This window comes from Isoptericola cucumis, from assembly GCF_014635665.1.
GTDB lineage: Bacteria > Actinomycetota > Actinomycetes > Actinomycetales > Cellulomonadaceae > Isoptericola > Isoptericola cucumis.
Genome location: NZ_BMDG01000005.1, coordinates 303,493 through 325,586, shown reverse-complemented (window position 1 = coordinate 325,586; position 22,094 = coordinate 303,493). Strand labels below are relative to the sequence as shown.

Below are 22,094 nucleotides of genomic sequence, written 5' to 3'. Positions count from 1 at the left end.
GGGGCATGCGTGCAGTGGTGGCCCGCGCGGCGGGCGGTCCCGAGGTCCTGCAGTCCGTCGAGCTCCCCGACCCCGACCCGGGTCCCGGCGAGCTCCTGGTCCGTGTCGCCGCGGCGGGGGTCAACTTCATCGACACGTACCGGCGCGCGGGCGTCTACGCGATGGAGTACCCGCACGTGGTGGGCGTCGAGGGCTCGGGCACGGTCGCGGCCCTCGGCCCGGACGTCACGGGCTTCGCGGTCGGCGACGAGGTCGCGTGGAACGAGGCGCCCGGATCGTACGCCGAGCTCGCCGTCGTCCCGGCCGCGAACGCCGTCCCCGTGCCGGCCGGACTCGACCTCGCGACGGCCGCCGCCCTGCCCCTCCAGGGGATGACGGCCCACTACCTGGTGACGTCGACCTTCGAGGTCGGGCCGGGCCACGACGTCCTGCTCACCGCCGGTGCCGGCGGCGTCGGCCTGCTCGCGACGCAGCTCGCCGTGGCGCGCGGCGGCCGGGTCGTCACCACGGTCTCGACGTCCGAGAAGGCCGCGCTGTCGTCCGCGGCGGGCGCCGCCCACACGATCGACTACGCGGCCATGGACGACGTCGCCGCCGAGCTCCCCGTCGTCGTGCGGGACCTGACCGACGGCAAGGGCGCGCACGTGGTGTACGACGGAGTCGGACGGGCGACGTTCGACGCGTCGCTCGCATCGCTGCGGCCGCGCGGGACGCTCGTGCTGTTCGGCGGCGCGTCGGGACAGGTGCCACCGTTCGACCCGCAGCGCCTCAACTCGGGCGGGTCCCTCTACCTGACCCGGCCGACCCTGGCGCACTACACCCTCACGCGCGGCGAGCTCGAGTGGCGCGCCTCCGAGGTCCTGGGGTCGGCCGCGCGGGGCGACCTCGACGTGCGGGTCGGCGCACGGTTCCCCCTGGCGGAGGCGGCGCAGGCGCACCGGGCGCTCGAGGGCCGCGCCACCACGGGCAAGGTCCTGCTGGTGCCGTAGAGGCGGTATATCTTGACGCCAAGATACTTGACGTCAAAGGAGATCCCGTGGCCGACTGGTCCCCCACCGCCTACCTGAGCTACACCGACGAGCGGTCGCGCCCCTTCGGCGAGCTGGTCGCCCGGGTGCGCCGCGAGCCGGCGAGCGTCGTCGACCTCGGCTGCGGCCCGGGCCACCTCACCTCGGTGGTGCGCGAGCGGTGGCCCGCGGCCAGGTTCGTCGGGCTCGACGCGTCGCCCGCCATGATCGACCGGGCACGGGCCTCCGACCCCGACGGGCGGTACGAGCTCGCCGACGTGCGCGACCACGCCGCCGGCCGCGGCCCGGCCGGCGACGCCGACCTGGTCATCAGCAACGCCACCCTGCAGTGGGTGCCCGGCCACCTCGAGCTGTTGCCGGCGCTCGCCGCGACCGCCCGGCAGACGTTCGCCTTCTCCGTCCCGGGCAACCACGACGCGCCGAGCCACCGGCTGCTGCGCGAGGTGGCCGCCCGCGAGCCGTACGCCGCCGTCGTGGGGCCGGTGGAGCGCCGGGCCGTGGGCGACCCCGCCGACTACCTGACGGCGCTCGCCGCCCCCGGCTGGGAGGTCGACACCTGGGAGACCACGTACACCCACGTGCTCGACGGCGACGACCCGGTGCTGCGCTGGATCTCCGCGACCGGCGCGCAGCCGGTGCTGCACGCGCTCGACGCCCACGACATCGCGCACGGCACCGACCTGCGCGCCCGGTTCGACGCCGACTTCGGCGCGGCCCTCCGGGAGGCCTACCCGCGGCGCCCGTACGGCACGCCGCTGGCCTTCCGCCGCGTCTTCGCCGTCGCGACCCGCACGACGGGTCAGAACGACGAGGCGTCCATCGCGTAGACGTACCGGCGTCCCGGGTACTCGCTGAGGCTCCACAGCGCGTCGCGGGTCGGGTCGTAGGACAGGTCCTCCGGACCGGCAGGGAACGCGTTCCCGTGACGGGTGGTCTCGGCCGCGCCCGGCTTCCAGGTGTGCAGGTCACCGCGGGAGTTCGGGTCCGCGAAGTCGTCGCCGTCGCTCTGCGAGAAGAAGAACTCCCCGTCGATCGCCGTCGACCCCTGCACCGACTCGAGGTCGGTCCGGTACGCCTCCGTGGCCCGCGCGAGGCCGTCGGACGACTCCACCAGCAGCCGGTCGGTGTAGTCGATCCCGACCCGGACGGTCCGCGTGATGTGCCCGGCCGCGATGTCCTTCTTGCTCCGGTACTCGCTGACGACCAGCGAGTCGGGCGAGCTGGTGCGGTCGAGCGAGACCGACGAGTGCTGCAGCTCGGGGTAGCCGCCGGCCGTGGAGTCGGAGTACTTCGCCACCTGCGGCAGCACGTACTTGTAGTCGAACGCGTGGTACGAGCCGTCGGGCTGCCGGCCGACCTTGGTCGAGCTGCCCGTGGAGACCTTCCACAGGTGGTCCAGGTCGAAGACCCGCAGGCCGCCGGTGGTGTCGACGACGTACAGCAGGTTGCCGTACCAGGCGAGGCCCCCGGCATGCACGTTCACCGGCTTGAAGGATGCCTGGCCACCGGACGACACCGGCTCGGCCAGCAGGACGTGGCGGTACTTCGGGGCCGTCGTCGAGGACGTCAGGTCGACGACGCTGACCCGGCTTCCCTTGGCGACGCCGTCGTCGGCGTGGTCGTACCAGCTGGCCATCAGCACCCGGCGACCCTCGTAGGTCCCGGCCCCCAGCGCGTCGTTGCTCGTGGTGACGCCCTGGGGGTACCAGGCGCTCGTGTCCCGGTCGCCGGCGTTCCAGCAGAACGACGCGACCCGGTGCTCCACGCTCGGCGCGCACGCCGTGCCGGCGCGGTTCCCGTCGTCGACGACGGTCTGCATGCTCACGTTCGGCAGGGCGGAGTCGAGGTCCGAGACGAGCGACGCCGGCGTCCGGGAGAGCGACCAGCGGAAGTTGCCGGGGGTCAGCTTCTGGACGGCGGCGTCGGCCGGGCCCGCGCCCGCCACGAGGGCGATCGGCACGAGGAGACCCAGGACGGCGACCAGGACGGCGAGCGGTGCGCGGACGGTGTGCAGTCGTGCGGCGGACATGAGACCTCCGTATCGTCTCGGCAGCCGTGACGTCACGGTTGCCTCCGTACATCTTGACCAGGAGAGACCGGCTCGCGATTCGTGACATGACCCGCGAGGTCCGCGCCGTCACCTGCAGGTCGCCCAGCGCGATCGCCTCGGCGCGCGCACCGGGTACGGACGTGGCCGGAGACGGGGTCGGGGCCGCCCGTCGACGACGCCACCACGCTGCTCTCGGCGGCCGCTCCAGCCGGGCAGCGGCCGAGACGAGCGACCTCGACCGCTCGCGCCGTTCTAGGCTCCCCCCTATGACCGATCTCACCAGCCCGCGCCCGATCCGCATCGGGGTCCAGCTCCAGCCGCAGCACGCCGACTACCGCCAGATGCGCGACGCCGTGCGCCGCACGGAGGACGCCGGGGTCGACGTGATCTTCAACTGGGACCACTTCTTCCCGCTCACCGGCGACCCCGACGGCGAGCACTACGAGTGCTGGACGATGCTCGGCGCCTGGGCCGAGCAGACCGAGCGGGTGCAGATCGGCGCGCTCGTCACGTGCAACTCGTACCGCAACCCCGACCTGCTCGCGGACATGGCCCGCACGGTCGACCACATCTCGGACGGGCGGCTGATCCTCGGCATCGGCGCCGGCTGGTTCGCCAGGGACTACGAGCAGTTCGGCTACGAGTTCGGCACGGCCGGCTCGCGCATCGCCGAGCTGGGCGAGGCGCTGCCCCGCATCAAGGCACGGCTCGCGGCGGGCAACCCGGCCCCCACCCGGGAGATCCCGGTCCTGGTCGGCGGCGGGGGCGAGAAGAAGACGCTGCGGCTCGTGGCCGAGCACGCCGACGTCTGGCACTCGTTCGGCGACGTCGACACGCTGACCCGCAAGTCCGCGATCCTCGACGAGCACGGCGAGGCCGTCGGGCGGGACACCGGGCGCCTCGTGGAGCGGTCCGTCGGCGTGGGCGCGCCGCCTGAGGAGGTCGGGCAGAAGCTGCTCGACGCCGGGGCCACGCTGTTCACGATCGGCACGAGCGGGCCCGACTACGACCTGTCCCTCGTGGAGCAGTGGGTGCGCTGGCGCGACGAGCGGCGCTGACGCCTGACGCCCCGACGCCCCGACGCCCCGACGCCCCGACGCCCCGAGGATCAGCGCCCGGTGAGCACCTCGGCCAGCGGGTCGTCGCCCGCCGCCGGCTGCACGCGCAGCCGGCGCGCGGCGGGCGCCTCCGCCCGGGCGGCGAGGGCGGCCAACGACTCCGGCGTGTCGTGCGAGGCACGCACGAACCACCCGGAGCAGCCGTCCAGCTCGCCCGCCGCGAACGCCGTCACGAGGTCCACGGTCCGCTCGACCGGGGTCCAGTCCGTGCGTCCCTCGTGCGCCCGCATCGCCCCGGTCATGTCGGTGCGCACGACGCCGGGCGCGAGCTCCAGCACCCGCAGCCCGCGGTCGTGCCCCGCGAGGTGCAGGCCGGCGCCGAGGCGCATCAGCGCCGTCTTGCTGAGGTTGTAGGCGCTCGCGTCGGCGTTGTCGTGCGAGCCCGAGCCGCTGTTGAGGTCGACCACGCGACCGCCGCCGCGCGCCAGCATGCCCGGCACCACGTTCCGCGCCAGCAGGAACGGGCCGCGCACGTTGGTCTCCAGCACCGACCACCACTCGTCCGGGTCGGCCGCCCACAGCGGCACCTCGGCGTCGATGCGCCCGGCGTTGTTGACCAGCAGGTCCACCGAACCGAGGCCACCCTCCGCCACCGGCGCCTCCGCGCGCCGGACGGCGGATGCGACGGCCCGGGCGTCGGTCACGTCGCACGGCAGCGCGACGGCGGCCCGGCCGAGGGCGCGCACCTCGGCGGCGACCTCGGCCAGCCGGCCCGCGTCCCGGGCCAGCAGCGCGACGTCGAGCCCGGCGCGCGCGAGGCCGAGCGCGACCGCGCGGCCGATGCCGCGGGTCGCGCCCGTCACGAGCGCCGTCCGGGCCGGCGGGACCACGCCCGCCGGCCCCGGCGCCGGCTGCTGCTCAGCCACGCAGCACCGCCCCCACCCGCTCGGCGGCGGCCGCTACCACGCCGTCGCGCACCGCGCGCACGTCGTCCGCGGTCAGCGTGCGGTCGGCGGCCCGGAGGCGCAGCGAGTAGGCGAGCGACTTCTTGCCCTCGCCCACCTGGTCGCCGGTGAAGACGTCGAAGAGCCGGGCGTCCTCCAGCAACGACCCGGCGCCCGCGACGACGGCGGCCTGCACGTCGGCGGCCGGGACGTCGGCGTCCACGACGAACGCGAAGTCCTCCTTGGCCGCCGGGAACGCCGAGACGGGTTCCGCCGTGACCGGCGCGTCGCCGGCCGCCGCGACCAGGGCGTCCAGGTCGACCTCGAACGCCGCCGCCCGGGCGGGCAGGTCCAGGGCCTCGAGCACCTTCGGGTGCAGCTCGCCCGCGTGCCCCACGACCGTCCCGTCCGCGAGCGCCAGCGCGGCGCACCGTCCCGGGTGCCACGGCATCGTGGAGGTGTCGGCGGAGACGACGACCCGGGCTCCCGCCCGCTCGGCCACGAGCCGTGCGGCGGCGAGGGCGTCCGCCCAGTCGGCGACCCGCCCGGGACCCCACCAGCCGGCCGGCTCCACCGTGCCGGTCAGCACGCCGGCCACGTGGCGCGGCTGGGCCGGCACCGACGTGACGAGGGCGGTGAGGTCGTCGTCGGACGGCCGGACGCCCACGGGCAGCTGCGGCGGCGCCGGGGTCCCCGGCACGGGCCGCGCGACCAGCCCGACCTCGAAGACCGCGACGTCGCCCAGCCCGCGCGCGACGTTACGACGCGCCGTGTCGAGCAGCGTCGTGAGCAGGTCGGCGCGCAGCAGCGGCTTGTCGTCCGCCAGCGGGTTGGCGAGGCGCAGGGTGGTGCGGCGCACGTCGTCGGCGGGCAGCCCCAGGGCGTCGAGGTCCGCCTCGCCCACGAACGGGTACGACAGCACCTCGACCAGGCCGGCCTCGGCCAGCGCCCGGGCCACCGAGCGGCGGGCGCGCTGGGACGTCGTGAGGCCGCGGCCGCCGGGCGCGGCGGGCAGCACGGACGGGATCCGGTCGTAGCCGGCGATCCGCACGACCTCCTCGACCAGCGCGGCCGGCTCGGTGAGATCGGGGCGCCACGACGGCGGCACGACGCGCACCGCGTCGACGGCGTCGGACGACACCGCGTCGGTCACGGTGCAGCCGATCTGCTCCAGGATGCCGACGACCGTCCCGCGGTCGTAGGCGACGCCCGACAGCCGCGTGGGCAGCGTGACGTCGAGCCGGACGGGCCGGGGGCTCGTCGTGGTGTCGAGGTCGCTGACGGCCGGGTCGGCCGTGCCGCCGCCGAGCTCCACGAGCAGGTCGACCACCCGCTGCGCCGCGACCGCCGGCAGGCGGGGGTCGACGCCGCGCTCGAACCGCTTGGCCGCCTCCGACGGCAGGCGGTGACGGCGGGCCGTGCGGGCCACCGAGACGGGGTCGAAGTGCGCGGCCTCGACGAGCACGTCCGTCGTCGCGTCGCTCACCTCGGACGACGCGCCGCCCATGACGCCGGCGAGCCCCAGCACGCGCTCCCCGCGCGCACCGTCCGGGGAGTCGGTGATGAGCAGGTCCTCGCCGTCCAGGGCCCGGTCGGCGTCGTCGAGCGTGGTGAGGCGCTCGCCGGGCGCGGCGCGGCGGACGACGATCGGCGCCGCGACCTGCGCCAGGTCGTAGGCGTGCAGCGGCTGGCCGAGGTCGAGCATCACGTAGTTCGTGACGTCGACGGCCAGCGAGATCGCGCGCATGCCGGAGCCCTCGAGCCGGCGCTTCATCCACGGCGGCGTCGGGGCCGACGGGTCGATGCCGCGCACGACGCGGGTGACGAACCGGTCGCACCCGACGTTGCCGCCGATCGGCGCGGCGTCGTCGACCTCGACGACGAACCCGTCCGGGGTGGCGGCCGGCGGCGGCGTGGTGAGGTTCTCGGCCAGCCCGCGGTCGGTGAAGGGTGCCCCGGTCGAGTGGGAGTACTCGCGCCCGACCCCGCGGTAGCTGAACGCGTAGCCGCGGTCGGGCGTGACGTTGATCTCGAGGACCTCGTCGCCCAGCCCGAGCAGGGAGATCGCGTCCTGGCCCGGGGTCAGGTCCGCGGCGTCGAACCCGGCGCGGGTGAGCACGAGGATGCCGTCGTGGTCGTCGCCGATGCCGAGCTCGCGCACCGAGCAGATCATCCCGTCCGACACGTGGCCGTACGTCTTGCGCGAGGCGATCGCGAACCCGCCCGGCAGCACCGTGCCGGGCAGCGAGACGACGACCAGGTCGCCGACGCCGAAGTTGTGCGCGCCGCACACGATGCCGCGCGCACCGCCGGCGGGGACGTCGGCGTCGTCGACGCCCTTGATCTGGGTGGCGTTGTGCTCGGGGCCGACGTCGACCAGGCACCAGTTGATGGTCTTGCCGTTCTTCTGCGGCTCGGGCGTGAGCTCGAGGACGCGCCCCACGACGAGCGGGCCGGTGACGGCGGCGGGGTGGACCTCCTCCTCCTCGAGGCCGACCTTCACCAGCGCGGCCGCGAGCTGCTCCGCCGTGAGGTCGGCCGGCAGCTCGACATGCTCGCCGAGCCAGTCAGTGACGATGCGGGGCATCAGATCTCCGTCCCGAACTGGGTGGAGAAGCGCACGTCGCCCTCCACGATGTCGTGCATGTCCGCGATCGAGTGCCGCAGCATGAGCGTGCGCTCGATCCCCATCCCGAAGGCGAAGCCCGAGTACTCCTCGGGGTCGACGCCGGCGGCGCGCAGGACGTTCGGGTTGACCATCCCGCAGCCGCCCCACTCGATCCAGCCCGCGCCGCCCTTCTTCTGCGGGAACCACAGGTCCATCTCGGCGCTGGGCTCGGTGAAAGGGAAGAAGCTGGGGCGCAGGCGCGTCTTGGCCTCGGGCCCGAACATGGCGCGCGCGAACGCGTCGAGCGTGCCCACCAGGTTCGCCATCGTCAGCCCCTTGTCGACCGCGAGCCCCTCCACCTGGTGGAAGACCGGCGTGTGCGTGGCGTCCAGGGCGTCGGTGCGGAACACCTTGCCCGGGCAGGCGATGTACAGCGGCACGCCGCGCTCGAGCAGGGAGCGCGCCTGCACCGGCGAGGTGTGGGTGCGCAGCACGAGGTTGGACAGCTTGCCGCCCTCCCCCTCGACGTAGAACGTGTCCTGCATCTGCCGGGCCGGGTGGTCCGGCTCGAAGTTCAGGGCGTCGAAGTTGAACCACTCCGCCTCGACCTCGGGGCCGTCGGCGATCTCCCACCCCATCCCGACGAAGAAGTCGGCGACACGCTCCTGCACCAGCTCGATGGGGTGCCGGGCGCCGAGCGGGCGGCGGTCGGTCGGCAGGGTGACGTCGACGGACTCCTCGACCAGCACGCGCTCGTCGCGCTCGGCCTCGAGCTCGACCTGCCGGGCGGCGAGGGCGGAGCTCACGCGGCCCCGGCGCGGGCCGACGTTCTTGCCGGCCGCGGCCTTGTCCGGGCCGGGCAGGCCGCCGATCGCGCGGTTGGCGAGCGCGAGGGGGCTCTTGTCACCGGTGTGGACGGTGCGGGCGGCCTTCAGCTCGTCGAGGTCGCTCGCGGCCGCGATCGCGGCGAGCGCGGCGTCGACGGCGGCGTCGAGCGCCGCGACGTCGAGCGGGTCGATGCTCTGCGGCTCGGTGCTCGGCCGGTCGTTGCCGTGGTCTGACGGGGGTGCGGGCGTGGACATGCGTGCCTTCCTGAGAGGGGCCCTGCGAGGGGTGGGGCGGCGGGGTCAGTTTATGTGCCCGCCCGGGCCTGTCAGGTCGGCGTCCGCGACGCCCGTGCCGCTCGTCGAGGGGAGCAGCTCAGCGCACGGCGTCAGCCGCGACCAGGCCCGTGGCGGGCCCGGTAAATCGGCGGTCGCGGCGTGTCATGCGTCCCATCATGGCACGAGACCGCTGACCCGCCGCGACCGCCGCACGATCAGGACGCGGCCTCGTACCCGCAGATCGCCTCGACCTTCGCCGCCGAGGCGCTGGCCGGGTCGAACTCGTACCCCAGCCACTCGCGCACCAGCCGGCGCGCGAGCTCCGGACCCACGACCCGCTGGCCGAGGCACAGCACCTGCGCGTCGTTGCTGAGCACCGAACGCTCGACGGAGTAGGAGTCGTGCGCCGTGACGGCGCGGATGCCGGGCACCTTGTTGGCGGCGATCGCCACGCCGAGGCCGGTGCCGCACACGAGCACCGCGCGGTCGGCCACGCCGTCGGCGACGAGGCGCGCCGCCTCCACGGCGACGTGCGGGTACGCCGTGTGCCCGTCGGCGTCCACGCCGACGTCCGTCACGCTCGCCACCCGCTCGTCGGCGGCGAGGTCCGCCGCGAGGAGCGTCTTCAGGTCGAGGCCGGCGTCGTCCGAGCCGACGACGACCCGCAGCGAGCCGCTGGTCGAGGTGCTGGTCGGGGTGCTGGTCATCAAGGTCTCCTCCCCTGCCGTGCAGGTGGTCGTGGATGGTGGGTCATCGGGCGCCCAGCAGCTCGCCGACGCGGGTGACGACGAGCGAGAGCGAGGTCGCGCCGGCGTCGGGGGTCCCGACGGACTTCTCCGCCAGCGGCCGCGCCCGCCCGACCTTCGGCCGCATCGCGGCGGTCGCGCGGGCGCCCTGGGTGGCGGCGTCGGCCGCGACCGTCCACGCCTCCGCGGTGCCCGCGCCGGTCGCGACCTGCTCGCGGAACGAGGCCGCGAACGGCAGCAGGGCGTCCAGCAGCGTCTTGTCGCCGGCCTGTGCCCGGCCGAGGTCCTGCACCGACTCGGCGAACGCGTCGATCGCGTCCGCGACCAGCGCCGGGCCGTACGCGTCCCGCTCGTCGCCGAGCGCGGCGCCGAACGCCTCCAGGGCGGCGCCCCACAGGACGCCGGACGTCCCCCCGGCCTGCTCGGCCCAGGCCCGCCCGGCGCGGCCGAGCACCCACGCCACGCCGGCCTCGGCCGGCGCGTCCTCGGCCCTCCGCAGGGCGGCGTTGGCCCCCTTGAGCATGCCCCGGCCGTGGTCGCCGTCCCCGGCGACCGCGTCGATCCGGCCCAGCTCGTCCTCGTGCTCGGCGACGACCGCCTGCAGGCCCCGCAGCGCGTCGACGACCGTGCGCGCGAGGGACCGCGCCGCCTCGGACGCCGGTCCGGCGACCTCCTGGGCGCCCGCCTCGCCCGCGCCGTCGGCCACGGCCGTGCGGTCCAGGCGCGCCACCGGGGCGGCGAGCTTGCGGTAGGCCGGCGTGTAGGCGTCCGCCGTCCAGAGCGCCTCGAGCTCGTCGTCCAGCCACTGCAGCGTGAGCGAGACGCCGCCCATGTCGAGGCTCGTGACGAGCTCGCCCACCTCGGGCTGCACCGGCGTGAGGCCGCGCTCGCGCAGCAGCGACGACACGTGCCGCCACAGCAGGAAGAGCTCCTCGTACTTCGTGGTGCCGAGCCCGTTGAGGATCGGCGCGACGCGCGTCGACGCGCCACCGTCCGGCGCGTCGGCGAGCAGCCGCTCCACCAGCAGGGCGGCGAGCTTCTCCGCCGGCAGCAGCGGGACGTCCTCGATGCCGGGCTCGCCGTGGATGCCCAGCCCGAGGCCGAGGTGCCCGGCCGGCACCTGGAACAGCGGGGCGCCGGCGCCGGGCATGGTGCACCCGGAGAACGCCACGCCGAGGGTGCGGGTCGCCGCGTTCGACGCGCGCCCCACCCGCTCGACCTCGTCCAGGTCGGCCCCGGCGGCGGCCGCCGCCCCCATCGCCTTGAAGACGGAGAAGTCGCCGGCGATGCCGCGCCGCTGCTCCGGGTCGTCCGCGGACGCGACGTCGTCCGTCACCACGACGACCCGGGTGTCGATCCCCTCCTTGCGCAGCCGCTCGGCGGCGATGCCGAAGTTCATGATGTCGCCGGCGTAGTTGCCGAAGCTGAAGACCACGCCCCGGCCCTGGTCGGCGGCCCGGCCGACCGAGTAGGCCTGCGCCGCGGAGGGGGAGGTGAAGATGTTCCCCACGACCGCACCGGTCGCCAGCCCGGGGCCGACGGTGCCGCAGAACGCCGGGTAGTGGCCCGACCCGCCGCCGATGACGACGGCGACCTTCGGCTCGCCGTCGGGCAGCGACACGACGCCGCCGGGCACCCCGCGCAGACGGTCGGAGTAGAGGTCGAGGAAGCCGGCGAGCTGGTCGTCCGCGAACTCCTCGGGGTCGTCGAAGATCTTGGTCATGGGTGTCCTCCGATCGGGGCGCGCCTCAGCGCGACGGTGCGGGTACGGCCGGGTGGCCGGGCTGGTCGACGGTGAGCCGGCCGACCATGACGAACGCGGCGGCGTACAGCACGACGAACATCCAGACGATGCCCTGGCCGCCGAACCCGACGGCGTAGCCGAGGGCGACGACGGCGGAGCCCAGGAAGGCGGCGCCGCCCGCGGCCGTCGTGTACATCGCCATCGCGGCGCCCTTCCGCTCCGGCGCGAGGGCCGGCATGATCGCGCCCATCGGCACGAACCCGGCCAGCAGGCAGCCGAAGACGCAGCCGGCGGCGGTCGCGACCCAGAAGCCCCAGTCGGAGCCGTACGGCACGAGCTGCGGCACGTACCACCAGGCGAGCAGGCCGAGCGACGAGCCGAAGACGCCGAACCACTTGACGGTCCGCTGCCAGCCGATCTTGTCGCCGATCCACCCGAACAGGGCGTTCACGCCGATGTTCGTGGCGTAGACGAGCACCGTCATCGTGAGCCACCGGGACTGCCCCCAGCCGCGGTCGTCGGCGATGATCGCGGGCAGGACGATGAACATGCCGTACTGGGGCGCGGTGTTGATGAGGCGCACCAGGAAGCCCATGAGCACCTTGGGGCTGCGCACGGTGAGCGCGAGGCCGGACAGCATGACGGCGGACGCCGAGTCGCCGGCCGGCGCGATGCGGCGCGACCCGCGGGGGTCGCGGACGCCGAGCATCGCGACGGTGAACCCGATCGCCACGGGCAGCAGCGAGGCCCACATCGCCCCGGTCTCCCCGGCGAACCCGCCGCCGAAGGTCGGGATCGCCCCGATCGCGAAGAGCGAGCCGAGGGTCGGCAGGCCGCCGGTGAACGCGACGTAGAACCAGCCCACCGCGGCGCCGTTGCGCTCCGGCCGGGTGGCGACGTTCACCCACACCAGGAAGCCGAACGCGAACAGCGGGTAGCCGAAGCCGCGCATCGCGTACGAGGCCGCCGTCAGCCAGAAGCTGCCGCTGTCGAGGGCGACCAGGAACACCGCGTGGAAGACGACCCAGACGGCGAAGCCGAGGATCATCACCTTGCGCGGCCCGATCAGGTCGGACAGCGCGCCGGACAGGTAGCTGCCCACCAGCACGGTGAGGCTGTACGCGGTGATGATCGTGGCGACCGTCGCCTCGGGGCTCCCGAGCGCCGCCACCAGGTGCGGGGTGATGAAGTTCGAGTCGACCCCGACGCCCGTCATGAACAGCAGGACGCCGAGGTAGCCCCACGCGACGGTGCGCGGGATGCCCATCCGCTCGAGGCGGGTCTCGCGGACGGTCGACAGCGCGTCGTCGCGCGTCGTGGTCGATGACATGGTTCTCCTTCGAACGGTCGTGGACGTCGTGGTGGCGGGCGGCTCAGGACAGCCCGGGGACGATCGAGACCTTGACGGAGCCGCCGGCCGAGTCGCCCACGAGGTCGAGCGCGTCCTGGAAGCGCTCGAGCGGGAACTGGTGGGTGCAGACCTCCTCCAGCGGGAGGGTGCCGGACTCGATGAGCTTGATCGCGGGGCGCCAGCAGTGCGGGCCGAGGTGCGCGCCCAGGACGTCGAGCTCCTTGTCGTCCGAGATGATCGACCAGTCGACGGTGACGTCGTCCTTGAAGACGGAGTACTCGACGAACGTGCTGAGCTTGCGCAGCATGTCGAGGCCCTGCGAGACCGCCGACGGGTGCCCGGTCGCCTCGATGTAGACGTCGGCGCCGTAGCCGCCGGTGAGCTCCTTGACGCGGGCGACCGCGTCCTCGGTGGTGATGTTGATCGTCAGGTCGGCGCCGACCTTGCTGGCCAGCTCGAGCTTGGCGTCGCTCATGTCCAGCGCGACCACGAGGTAGGGGTTCTTCTGCCGGGCGCCCGCGATGGCGCCGAGCCCGATCGGGCCCGCACCCGCCACCACGACGACGTCGTCGAGCTGGATGCCGCCGCGCTCGACGGCGTGCATCGAGCAGGACAGCGGCTCGGCGAACGCGGCGTGCTGCGGCGCGATGCCGGTGTCGACCTGGTGGGTGAGGGCCCGCTCGGGGACGAGCACGTACTCGGCCATCGCCCCGTCGAACCCCTTGAAGCCGAACATGTCGTGCGGTCCGCACATCCAGTACGCGCCGCGCAGGCAGTAGCGGCACTCCCAGCAGGGCACGATCTGCTCGCAGGCGAGCCGGTCGCCGAGGGCGGCCTCGCGCTTGTCGAGCGTGGCCTGGTCCCCGGCGGCGACGACGGTGCCGGCGAACTCGTGCCCGGGCGTCACGCCCTTCTGCGCCCAGGCGGGGCGGTGCTCGTCGCCCCAGAACTTCGCCGCGCCGTGGTAGCACTTCAGGTCGCTGGCGCAGACGCCCACGGCGTCCACCCGCAGGAGCAGCTCCCCGGGGCCGGGGACCGGGACGGGAAGGGTCTCGAGGCGGTAGTCCTCGGGGCCGTGGACCACCACGGCGCGCATCGTCGTGGGGATGGCGGTCTCGGCGTTCTTGACGAGGGGCACGGTTCTGACCTCCGTTGGCTGGTTCCGGACGCCGCCACCGTAAACGACCTCGTGCACATTTGTCACGCACAGTTGTTCACGGCGGGGAGCGCCGAGGGCTCGGAGGGGGAAGAATCGCGCCCGAGACCGCCGTCCCGAGACCGAGGGAGCACCGTGAGCGAGCGCGACGACGCGATGCCGCAAGAGCGCGACCAGGAGAGCCACCGGACGACGGCCGCGGACCTCGCCTACCAGGCGGCCCGGATGTACTACGTCGACAACGCGACCCAGGCCACCATCGCCGAGCGGCTCGACGTGTCCCGGCCCACGGTGAGCCGGCTCGTCACCGAGGCGCGACGGCTCGGGCTCGTCCGCATCGAGGTCGTGGACCCGCGCTCCGACGAGCGCGGCGTGCTCGCCGTCCGGCTGCAGGAGGCGCTCGGGCTCGACGGGGCGCGCGTCGTCCCCCCGGTCCACCCCTCGCGCCTGGGGCCGGACCTCGCCCCCGCCGTCGGGGCCGAGATCGAGGGCATGGGGCTCGAGCCGGGCGACGTGCTGCTGCTGTCGTCCGGGCGGACGGTCTACGAGGTCGTGCGCGAGCCCCTGCCCAAGATGACGGGAGTGCAGGTGGTGCCGACCGTGGGCGGCCTCAGCGAGCCCGTGGCCTGGTACCAGACCAACGAGATCGCCCGCCTGGCGGCGGAGAGCACGGGCGCCTTCCCCGCGTTCCTGTTCACCGAGGTGCTGCCGACGGTGCCGATGCGCCGCTCGCTCGACGAGGACCCCACCTTCCGGCACGTGCTCGCCCTGTGGCAGGGGGCCCGGGCGGCCGTCGTCGGCATCGGGGCGCCCACCGCCACGCGCCACTCGATCTCCCGGTCCATCCCCGCCGAGGCCTCGCACTTCCGCGACGCCGTCGGCGACGTCTGCATGAACTTCTTCGACGCGTCGGGGGCCGCCATCGAGTTCCCCGGCAGCGACCGGATGGTGCGCACGCCGCGCGAGCTCCTGCAGGGCCTCGACCGGTGCGTCGGCGTGGCCGTCGGCGTGGAGAAGGTCCCCAGCATCGTCGGCGCCGTCCGCGCGGGCATGGTGCGGTCGCTCGTCACCGACGCCCCCACCGCCCGCGCCCTGCTCGAGGCGCTCGACCGGCCGGCGGCCCGCCGGTCATGACGTCCGGGGCCGTCGTCGGGGTCGACATCGGGACCTCGAGCGCCAAGGCGGTGCTCGTCGACCTCGACGGCCGCGAGCTCGCGCACGCCGCCATCCCCCACGAGCCGTCCCGGCCGCGGCCCGGCCACGTCGAGATGGACGGGGAGGTCTGGTGGGACGAGCTCACCCGGCTCGTGGCCGACCTGCGCCGCCAGTGCGACGTCCCCGTGGTCGCCGTCGGCACCAGCGGCATCGGCCCGTGCGCCCTGCTGACGGACGCGGACGGCGCACCCCTGCGCCCGGCGATCCTCTACGGCGTCGACACGCGGGGGTGCGCGTCCATCGACGGGCTCGAGGCGGAGCTCGGCGCCGCGGAGATCCTGCGGGCCACGGGCTCACGACTGTCCAGCCAGTCCGTCGGCCCGAAGCTCGCGTGGGTGGCGGAGCACGAGCCGGCGACCTGGTCGCGGGCCCGCCGCCTGTTCATGCCGTCGTCGTGGCTGGTGTGGCGCCTGACCGGTGCGTACCGCCTCGACCACACGTCCGCGAGCCAGGCCACGCCGCTGTACGACCTGCGCACGGGCGGCTGGCACGAGCGGTGGGCCGACCGCCTGCGCGGCGACGTCGCCCTCCCCGAGCTCGGTCGCCCCGGTGACGTCGCCGGGCACGTCACCCGGGCCGCTGCCCGGCAGACCGGGCTCCCCGAGGGCATCCCTGTCGTGCTCGGCACGATCGACGCCTGGGCGGAGGGCGCGAGCGTCCCGACCGCGCCCGGCGACCTCGCCCTCATGTACGGCAGCACCCTCTTCATGATCTCCTCGGGTCCGCGCGTGCTGCGCCACCCGGACCTGTGGGCGTCCGCCGGCGTCCGGCCCGGCACCTACGACCTCACCGCCGGCACCGCGACGAGCGGCGCGGTGACGAGCTGGCTGCGCCGGCTCTTCGGGGGGCCCGACTTCGCCGAGCTCGTGGCCGAGGCGGAACGCTCCCCCGCCGGGAGCCGCGGGCTGCTGATGCTGCCGTACTTCGCCGGCGAGCGGACGCCGCTGCACGACCCCGACGCGCGCGGCGTCGTCGCCGGCCTGACGCTCGAGCACGGCAGGGGCGACCTCTACCGTGCCGCCCTGGAGGCCACCGCCTACGGGGTGCGGCAGAACCTCGACCTGCTGCGGCAGGCCGGGGCCGTGGTCGAGCGCGGCGTCGCCGTCGGGGGCGGCTCGCAGGGGACGCTCTGGCCGCAGATCGTCTCGGACGTCACCGGGCTCCCCCAGATGCTCGCCGCCGGTGCCGCGGGCGCGAGCCTGGGCGCGGCGCACCTCGCGGCGCAGGCCGTCGCGGACGTCGACATCGCGCGCTGGAACCCGCTCACGACCCGGGTCGAGCCCCACCCCGGCCGGGCGGGACGCTACGACGCGCTCTACGCGGACTACCTCGACCTGTACACCGCGACCCGCCGGACGGCGCACCACCTGGCCGAGGTCCAGCGCCGGTCGACGGACGCCGGGGCCCCCGCGCCGCGGTCCTAGGCCGCGGCGTCGCGACCGGCGAGCGGCAGCACCGCGACGTCCTCGTGCAGCGGGCCGCCCGACCTCCCCTCGCCGAGGCGCGACGCGACGACGTGCACCGTGTCCACCGGCCAGGCCGGCCCGCGGTACACGGCGAGCGCGTGCGCCCAGCCCGCCAGCGGGGAGAGGTCGCCCGTGCGGGCGACGCCGCGCACACCCCCGCGCACACCCCCGCGCACACCCCCGCGCGAGGCGTCGACCCGGCGCCGCCGCTCCGGCTGCGCGCGCAGGGTGGCGCGGGCGACCGTGAGGTGCGGCCGCCCGCCGGCGCGGTCGGCGGCCGGCAGCCCCGCGCTCGCCGCGGTGTCGTCGGCCGTCGCGGCGAGCGACCGCAGCGCGGGCACGGCGCCGGCGACGCCGACCCAGAGGGTCCGTCCGCCGAACGACCCGCTGCCGGTGAGCGCGAGCTCGAACGGCTCCACCTCGCGCACCGCGGCGCCGAGCGCGTCGACGTAGCCCGGGACCGCGCCGTCCGGCACCTCGCCGTGGAACAGGAGCGTGACGTGCCGCTGCTCGGCGGGCACCCAGCGCAGGCCGGCCCCGGGGTCGGTGACGGCGGCGCCGCCCACGCCGTGCAGCGCCAGCTCGAGGTGCGCGATCGCCTCCGCGGACGGGTACACGGCCGTGAACAGACGCATCCGGGCATCGTGCCACGGGACGGTCGGTGCGGGCCGGGGGCCGGCCTGGCGGGAGGCGCCTCGGAGGGCCTGGTCGGCGGCGGCTCAGCCGGCGCGCACCGCGCGCTGGGCGCGGCCGCTCGCGTACAGGCAGACGGTGGCGGCGGTGGCGAGGTTCAGCGACTCGGCACGGCCGCGGATGGGCACGCGCACGACGGCGTCGGCGAGCGCGCGGTCCTGCTCGGGGAGCCCCCAGGCCTCGTTGCCGAACACCCAGGCGGTGGACCCGGCGAGGTCGGGCGTCGCCACGTCGCGCGACGTGGCGCCGGCGACGTCGAGCAGGTCGTCGAGGTCGTGCTCGCCGCCGCCGTCGGCGGCGAGGACGACGCAGCCGGCGGCGCGCAGCACCGCCACGGCGTCGGGCAGCGACGTCCCGGTCACGACCGGCAGGTGGAAGAGCGAGCCGGCGGTCGAGCGCACGACCTTCGGGTTGTGCACGTCGACGCTCTCGCCCGCGAGGACGACGAGGTCGGCCCCGGCGGCGTCGGACGCGCGGATCACGGTGCCGGCGTTGCCGGGGTCGCGGACGTTGGCCAGCACCGCGACGAGCAGCGGGCGGGCCGGTGCGGCGGCGGCGCGCAGGGCGTCGACGAGGGTGACGACGGCGCCGGTGCGCACGACGGCGAGCACGCCCTGGGCGTCGCCGCTCATCGCCGCGAGGACCTCGGGGGTGGCGACGTGCACGAACAGCCCCGCGTCCCGCGCCGCGACGACGATCTCGTCGTAGCGTTCCGCCGCCGCGGCCGTGAGGTAGACGTCACGGACGTCCGCGGGCGCGTGCCGCACGGCCTCGCGCACACCCTGCGGCCCCTCGACGAGGAACTGGCCGTGCCGGGAACGCGCAGGACGCCCGGACAGCGCCCTCACCTGCTTGACCCGATCGGCTCGCGGGTTCACGAGCGTCACCTCGGGGATGCCGGGGATCATGCGGGGCATCAGCAGGTCGGGGGTGTCCGGGCGTCCGGGTGCGTCGCGGAGGCTCAGGCGGCCTTCGGCGCGTTGACGTCGGTCGGCAGCGCGTCCTTGGCGACCTGGACGAGCGCGTTGAACGCGGCCACGTCGTTGACCGCGAGCTCGGCGAGCATGCGGCGGTCGACCTCCACACCCGCGGCCTTGAGGCCCTGGATGAGGCGGTTGTAGGTGAGGCCCTGGGCGCGGGACGCAGCGTTGATGCGCTGGATCCACAGCTTGCGGAAGTCGCCCTTCTTGGCCTTGCGGTCGCGGTACGAGTAGACGAGGGAGTGGGTGACCTGCTCCTTCGCCTTCCGGTACAGGCGCGAACGCTGGCCGCGGTAGCCGCTGGCGCGCTCGAGGGTCGTACGGCGCTTCTTGTGGGCGTTGACCGCCCGCTTCACGCGTGCCACGTGATGCTCCTTGCAGTGTCGGGTCCGGAAGTGCTGCCGGCGGCCGCTGTCGACGAGATGCTCATCGAGCGGGCGGTCCGCCCGGGCGGGTCACTTGCCGAGCAGCTTCTTGATGGTCTTGGTGTCGGCGGCAGAGACCACCTGGTCCTGAGCCAGACGACGCGTGCGACGGCTGGACTTGTGCTCGAGGTAGTGGCGGGCGTTGGTCTGCTCGCGCATGAGCTTGCCGCTACCCGTGACCCGGAAACGCTTCTTGGCGCCGGAGTGCGTCTTGTTCTTCGGCATGACTGCCGTCTCTCCTCGTGTCGGTCACCCGCCCTGGTGGGCGGTGACGTGTGCGGACCGTGGTCGGCGAGCCGACCCGGTGCCAGTAGGTCTGTGCGTCAGCGGCTCGGTCGCGCGCTGGGCCGCGGGGGCCGCGGCGACGCCGGCCGAGGGGTCGGGGGCTTGGGGGCCGACGGGGTCGTGGTCTTCTTCACCGGCGCCTCCGCGGCCGGAGCCGTGTCGGCCGGAGCCGTGTCGGCCCGAGCGGTGTCGGACGGAGCGGTGTCGGTCGGGGTCGCGTCAGCCTCCCGGGCGGCCGGAGCCGTCTCGGACCCCTGCTGCGCGCGAGCCTCGGCCTTGACCTCGGACTTCGTCTTGCGCTGGGCGTTGACCTCGGCGGAGCGCTTGCGCTGCTCGCTCTTGGCGTCGGCCTTCTTCTTCACGGGCCCGAGCACCATGGTCATGTTGCGACCGTCCTGCTTCGGCATCGACTCCACGAAGCCGAGCTCGGACACGTCGTCCGCCAGCCGCTGCAGCAGGCGCACGCCCATCTCGGGGCGGGACTGCTCGCGGCCACGGAACATGATCATGACCTTGACCTTGTCGCCCGCGGACAGGAAGCGCTCGACGTGGCCCTTCTTGGTCCCGTAGTCGTGCGGGTCGATCTTGAGACGGAACCGGATCTCCTTGAGAGCCGTGTTCGCCTGGTTGCGCCGCGCCTCACGCGCCTTCATGTCCGACTCGTACTTGAACTTGCCGAAGTCCATGAGCTTGGCGACGGGCGGGCGGGCGTCCGGGGCGACCTCGACGAGGTCGAGGTCGGCGTCCTGGGCAAGCTTCAGGGCGACCGCCGTGGCAACCACGCCGACCTGCTCCCCGCCCGGGCCGATGAGCCGGACCTCAGGGACGCGGATCCGGTCGTTGATGCGAGGCTCGCTGATGGTGATGCTCCTAGGAAACTCGTCGGTAGACCGCCGAGAACGAAGGAAGGCCTCCGCCCTGAGCACAGGTGGAGGCCATCGATCACCGACGTCGCGGACGCGGACGTCCGGACGACCGGGGCAGGACGACCCACGACGGGCCGTCCGACCAGACCCGGCCCCTGTCGACGCCATGGGCGTTCGGTCGGTGCTCGGGTGGGATGGGATCCACTTGGTGCACCTGGCCCGGCGACGTGACACCCGTGCGGATGTCGGCGGCGATCGGTCCAGGTCGGTCAGCCATCAAGACTAGCACGGGATCGGCCCGGCCCCGACGGCCGCGGCGCCCCGTCGGCGGCGGCGAGACGTCGCCCTCGTCACACCTCGAGGAGGCGACACCCGCCCTCCTGTTTACTGGAATCATTCCAGAAAACGCTGCTAGGGTCGCCGGCATGACCACGACGAGCACGGACGACGTCATGCTGCTGCGTGACCGCGGCCTGCGCGTCACGGGCGCACGGCTCGCCGTCCTGCGCGCCCTCGACGGGCATCAGCACTCCACCGCGGACGACGTCGTGCGCAGCGTGCGCGACGACCTCGGTTCGGTGTCGGTGCAGGCGGTCTACGACTGCCTGCGCGCCCTGTCGGCCGCCGGGCTCCTGCGCCGCATGGAGCCTGCCGGGCACCCGGCGCGCTACGAACGGCGGGTCGGCGACAACCACCACCACGTGGTGTGCCGCGCGTGCGGCGTCGTCGCCGACGTCGACTGCACCGTGGGCGCCGCCCCGTGCCTGGTGCCGAACGACTCGCACGGCTTCGTCGTCGATCTCGCCGAGGTCACCTTCTGGGGCCTGTGCCCCGCCTGCGCTGCCGAGCCCGCCCCGGCCGCCGAACCCTCCAGCAACACCCCCTGAGAAAGGACGTCATATGACGACGCCGTTCACGACGACGCAGACCGGCACCCCGGTCGCGAGCGACGCGCACTCCCTCACCGTGGGTGCGGACGGGCCCACCGTCCTGCACGACCGCTACCTGGTCGAGAAGCTCGCCTCCTTCAACCGGGAGCGGGTGCCGGAGCGCAACCCGCACGCCAAGGGCGGCGGCGCGTTCGGCGAGTTCGTCGTCACCGAGGACGTCTCGCAGTACACGCGGGCGGCGGTCTTCGCCAAGGGCGCGAAGAGCGAGACGCTGCTGCGGTTCTCCTCCGTCGCCGGTGAGCAGGGCTCCCCCGACACCTGGCGCGACGTGCGCGGCTTCTCGCTGCGCTTCTACACCACCGAGGGCAACCTCGACATCGTCGGCAACAACACGCCCACCTTCTTCCTGCGCGACGCGATGAAGTTCCCGGACTTCATCCACTCGCAGAAGCGCCTCGGCGCGTCGGGCCTGCGCGACGCCGACATGCAGTGGGACTTCTGGACCCTGTCCCCGGAGTCGGCCCACCAGGTCACCTACGTCATGGGCGACCGCGGCCTGTCGAAGTCGTGGCGCCACCTCAACGGCTACGGCTCGCACACGTACCAGTGGATCAACGCCTCCGGCGAGCGCTTCTGGGTGCAGTACCACTTCCTGTCCCAGCAGGGCGTGGAGCACATGTCGGCCGAGGACGCCGAGCGCATCGCCGGCGAGGACGCCGACTACTACCGTCGCGACCTGTACGAGGCCATCGACCGCGGCGAGTTCCCCTCGTGGGACGTCTACGTGCAGGTCATGCCGTACGAGGACGCGAAGACGTACCGCTTCAACCCGTTCGACATGACGAAGACCTGGTCGAAGAAGGACTACCCGCGCATCAAGGTCGGCACGTTCACGCTGAACCGCAACCCGCGCAACTTCTTCGCCGAGATCGAGCAGGCGGCGTTCTCGCCGGGCAACCAGGTGCCGGGCACCGGCATCTCGCCGGACAAGATGCTCATGGCCCGCGTCTTCTCCTACCCGGACGCGCAGCGCCACCGCATCGGCACCAACTACAACCAGCTGCCGGTCAACCAGCCGCACGCCGCCCCGGTCGCGAACTACATGCACCAGGGCAACATGCAGTACCACTTCAACGGTCCGGAGCACCGCGTCTACACGCCGAACTCGTTCGGCGAGGCCGGCGGCCCCGTGGCCGACCCGCTGCTCGGCGTCGAGGCGGCGTGGGAGACGGACGGCGAGCTGATGCGCTCGGCGCAGACCCTGCACTCCGAGGACGACGACTTCGGCCAGGCAGGCACCCTGTACCGCGAGGTCTTCGACGACGCCGCCAAGGCGCGCTTCCTCGAGACCCTCACCGGTCAGGGCCGGTCGATCACCATCGACGAGATCCGCGAGCGGTTCTTCCAGTACTGGACGAACGTCGACGCGGAGCTGGGCGCCAAGCTCCGCTCCGAGGTCTCCGCCTGACGCGTCCTCCCGACGCCG

20 protein-coding genes are annotated in these 22,094 nt (G+C 74.2%); 7 read left to right on the top strand and 13 right to left on the bottom strand.

Going from position 1 to position 22,094, the window contains the following annotated elements:
* Positions 1-5 precede the first annotated feature (5 nt).
* The gene (locus IEW03_RS09675) at positions 6-989 is read left to right on the top strand and encodes a quinone oxidoreductase family protein (protein WP_188523442.1); all 984 of its coding nucleotides are present in this window, start codon (positions 6-8) and stop codon (positions 987-989) included.
* Positions 990-1,036: 47 nt separating this feature from the next.
* Positions 1,037-1,855, top strand: coding sequence for a methyltransferase domain-containing protein (locus IEW03_RS09670; protein ID WP_188523441.1), 819 nt, complete (start codon positions 1,037-1,039; stop codon positions 1,853-1,855).
* Here IEW03_RS09670 and IEW03_RS09665 read toward each other — a convergent pair.
* Positions 1,828-3,057: a hypothetical protein gene (locus tag IEW03_RS09665; protein WP_229737878.1), complete on the bottom strand. Its 1,230-nt coding sequence runs from the start codon at positions 3,055-3,057 to the stop codon at positions 1,828-1,830. The two genes, IEW03_RS09670 and IEW03_RS09665, sit on opposite strands and share 28 nt — an antisense overlap.
* A 287-nt stretch (positions 3,058-3,344) precedes the next feature.
* Between IEW03_RS09665 and IEW03_RS09660 the strand changes: the two genes are divergently transcribed.
* Positions 3,345-4,136 carry an LLM class F420-dependent oxidoreductase gene (locus IEW03_RS09660; RefSeq protein WP_188523440.1) on the top strand — a complete coding sequence of 264 codons (792 nt, stop codon included), beginning with the start codon at positions 3,345-3,347 and terminating at the stop codon, positions 4,134-4,136.
* Positions 4,137-4,186: 50 nt separating this feature from the next.
* On the opposite strand, the gene IEW03_RS09655 is transcribed toward IEW03_RS09660, so the two are convergent.
* From IEW03_RS09655 to IEW03_RS09625, 7 genes are all read right to left on the bottom strand, one after another.
* A complete protein-coding gene (locus tag IEW03_RS09655) occupies positions 4,187-5,062 on the bottom strand; it encodes an SDR family NAD(P)-dependent oxidoreductase (protein ID WP_229737877.1) in 876 nt (291 codons plus the stop codon).
* Positions 5,055-7,667 (bottom strand): phenylalanine--tRNA ligase subunit beta, encoded by a 2,613-nt coding sequence (pheT, locus tag IEW03_RS09650; protein WP_188523439.1) that lies wholly within the window; start codon positions 7,665-7,667, stop codon positions 5,055-5,057. The genes IEW03_RS09655 and pheT overlap by 8 nt, the downstream gene beginning before the upstream one ends.
* Positions 7,667-8,770, bottom strand: a complete 1,104-nt coding sequence (gene pheS, locus IEW03_RS09645) for a phenylalanine--tRNA ligase subunit alpha (RefSeq protein WP_229737876.1) — start codon at positions 8,768-8,770, stop codon at positions 7,667-7,669. Before pheS ends, pheT begins: the two co-directional genes overlap by 1 nt.
* A gap of 236 nt (positions 8,771-9,006) precedes the next feature.
* Complete coding sequence (locus IEW03_RS09640; protein ID WP_188523438.1) at positions 9,007-9,498, bottom strand: ribose-5-phosphate isomerase; 492 nt, start codon at positions 9,496-9,498, stop codon at positions 9,007-9,009.
* A 43-nt stretch (positions 9,499-9,541) separates the two neighbouring features.
* Positions 9,542-11,260 carry a dihydroxyacetone kinase family protein gene (locus tag IEW03_RS09635; protein ID WP_188523437.1) on the bottom strand — a complete coding sequence of 573 codons (1,719 nt, stop codon included), beginning with the start codon at positions 11,258-11,260 and terminating at the stop codon, positions 9,542-9,544.
* A gap of 25 nt (positions 11,261-11,285) precedes the next feature.
* Positions 11,286-12,611, bottom strand: a complete 1,326-nt coding sequence (locus IEW03_RS09630) for an RbtT/DalT/CsbX family MFS transporter (protein WP_188523436.1) — start codon at positions 12,609-12,611, stop codon at positions 11,286-11,288.
* Between the two features lie 43 nt (positions 12,612-12,654).
* Entirely contained in the window at positions 12,655-13,770 is a 1,116-nt protein-coding gene (locus IEW03_RS09625; RefSeq protein ID WP_308808205.1) for a zinc-binding dehydrogenase, read from the bottom strand.
* Positions 13,771-13,923: 153 nt separating this feature from the next.
* Between IEW03_RS09625 and IEW03_RS09620 the strand changes: the two genes are divergently transcribed.
* Both IEW03_RS09620 and IEW03_RS09615 read left to right on the top strand, forming a co-directional pair.
* Positions 13,924-14,922 (top strand): sugar-binding transcriptional regulator, encoded by a 999-nt coding sequence (locus tag IEW03_RS09620; RefSeq protein WP_229737875.1) that lies wholly within the window; start codon positions 13,924-13,926, stop codon positions 14,920-14,922.
* Positions 14,919-16,427: an FGGY-family carbohydrate kinase gene (locus tag IEW03_RS09615; protein ID WP_188523435.1), complete on the top strand. Its 1,509-nt coding sequence runs from the start codon at positions 14,919-14,921 to the stop codon at positions 16,425-16,427. The genes IEW03_RS09620 and IEW03_RS09615 overlap by 4 nt, the downstream gene beginning before the upstream one ends.
* On the opposite strand, the gene thpR is transcribed toward IEW03_RS09615, so the two are convergent.
* The 5 genes from thpR to infC form a co-directional block, all read right to left on the bottom strand.
* Positions 16,424-17,104 carry an RNA 2',3'-cyclic phosphodiesterase gene (thpR, locus tag IEW03_RS09610; RefSeq protein WP_188523434.1) on the bottom strand — a complete coding sequence of 227 codons (681 nt, stop codon included), beginning with the start codon at positions 17,102-17,104 and terminating at the stop codon, positions 16,424-16,426. The genes IEW03_RS09615 and thpR overlap by 4 nt on opposite strands.
* Before the next feature lie 84 nt (positions 17,105-17,188).
* Complete coding sequence (locus tag IEW03_RS09605; RefSeq protein ID WP_188523496.1) at positions 17,189-18,070, bottom strand: TrmH family RNA methyltransferase; 882 nt, start codon at positions 18,068-18,070, stop codon at positions 17,189-17,191.
* A 53-nt stretch (positions 18,071-18,123) separates the two neighbouring features.
* The gene (gene rplT, locus IEW03_RS09600; RefSeq protein ID WP_188523433.1) at positions 18,124-18,507 is read right to left on the bottom strand and encodes a 50S ribosomal protein L20; all 384 of its coding nucleotides are present in this window, start codon (positions 18,505-18,507) and stop codon (positions 18,124-18,126) included.
* 90 nt (positions 18,508-18,597) lie between these two features.
* Positions 18,598-18,792, bottom strand: coding sequence for a 50S ribosomal protein L35 (gene rpmI / locus IEW03_RS09595; protein WP_188523432.1), 195 nt, complete (start codon positions 18,790-18,792; stop codon positions 18,598-18,600).
* 98 nt (positions 18,793-18,890) lie between these two features.
* Positions 18,891-19,778 (bottom strand): translation initiation factor IF-3, encoded by an 888-nt coding sequence (gene infC / locus IEW03_RS09590; protein WP_229737873.1) that lies wholly within the window; start codon positions 19,776-19,778, stop codon positions 18,891-18,893.
* 365 nt (positions 19,779-20,143) lie between these two features.
* On the opposite strand from infC, the gene IEW03_RS09585 reads away from it, so the two are divergent.
* Positions 20,144-20,605 carry a Fur family transcriptional regulator gene (locus tag IEW03_RS09585; protein WP_188523430.1) on the top strand — a complete coding sequence of 154 codons (462 nt, stop codon included), beginning with the start codon at positions 20,144-20,146 and terminating at the stop codon, positions 20,603-20,605.
* 13 nt (positions 20,606-20,618) lie between these two features.
* Positions 20,619-22,076 (top strand): catalase, encoded by a 1,458-nt coding sequence (locus tag IEW03_RS09580; protein ID WP_188523429.1) that lies wholly within the window; start codon positions 20,619-20,621, stop codon positions 22,074-22,076.
* The last annotated feature ends 18 nt before the right edge of the window (positions 22,077-22,094 follow it).

Coding starts and splice junctions, on each gene's coding strand:
- IEW03_RS09605 (WP_188523496.1), bottom strand. CDS start 18,070: ATGATCCCCGGCATCCCCGAGGTGACGCTCGTGAACCCGCGAGCCGAT.
- rpmI (WP_188523432.1), bottom strand. CDS start 18,792: ATGCCGAAGAACAAGACGCACTCCGGCGCCAAGAAGCGTTTCCGGGTC.
- IEW03_RS09665 (WP_229737878.1), bottom strand. CDS start 3,057: ATGTCCGCCGCACGACTGCACACCGTCCGCGCACCGCTCGCCGTCCTG.
- IEW03_RS09580 (WP_188523429.1), top strand. CDS start 20,619: ATGACGACGCCGTTCACGACGACGCAGACCGGCACCCCGGTCGCGAGC.
- pheT (WP_188523439.1), bottom strand. CDS start 7,667: ATGCCCCGCATCGTCACTGACTGGCTCGGCGAGCATGTCGAGCTGCCG.
- pheS (WP_229737876.1), bottom strand. CDS start 8,770: ATGTCCACGCCCGCACCCCCGTCAGACCACGGCAACGACCGGCCGAGC.
- IEW03_RS09635 (WP_188523437.1), bottom strand. CDS start 11,260: ATGACCAAGATCTTCGACGACCCCGAGGAGTTCGCGGACGACCAGCTC.
- IEW03_RS09615 (WP_188523435.1), top strand. CDS start 14,919: ATGACGTCCGGGGCCGTCGTCGGGGTCGACATCGGGACCTCGAGCGCC.
- IEW03_RS09675 (WP_188523442.1), top strand. CDS start 6: ATGCGTGCAGTGGTGGCCCGCGCGGCGGGCGGTCCCGAGGTCCTGCAG.
- IEW03_RS09640 (WP_188523438.1), bottom strand. CDS start 9,498: ATGACCAGCACCCCGACCAGCACCTCGACCAGCGGCTCGCTGCGGGTC.
- thpR (WP_188523434.1), bottom strand. CDS start 17,104: ATGCGTCTGTTCACGGCCGTGTACCCGTCCGCGGAGGCGATCGCGCAC.
- IEW03_RS09660 (WP_188523440.1), top strand. CDS start 3,345: ATGACCGATCTCACCAGCCCGCGCCCGATCCGCATCGGGGTCCAGCTC.
- IEW03_RS09630 (WP_188523436.1), bottom strand. CDS start 12,611: ATGTCATCGACCACGACGCGCGACGACGCGCTGTCGACCGTCCGCGAG.
- IEW03_RS09585 (WP_188523430.1), top strand. CDS start 20,144: ATGACCACGACGAGCACGGACGACGTCATGCTGCTGCGTGACCGCGGC.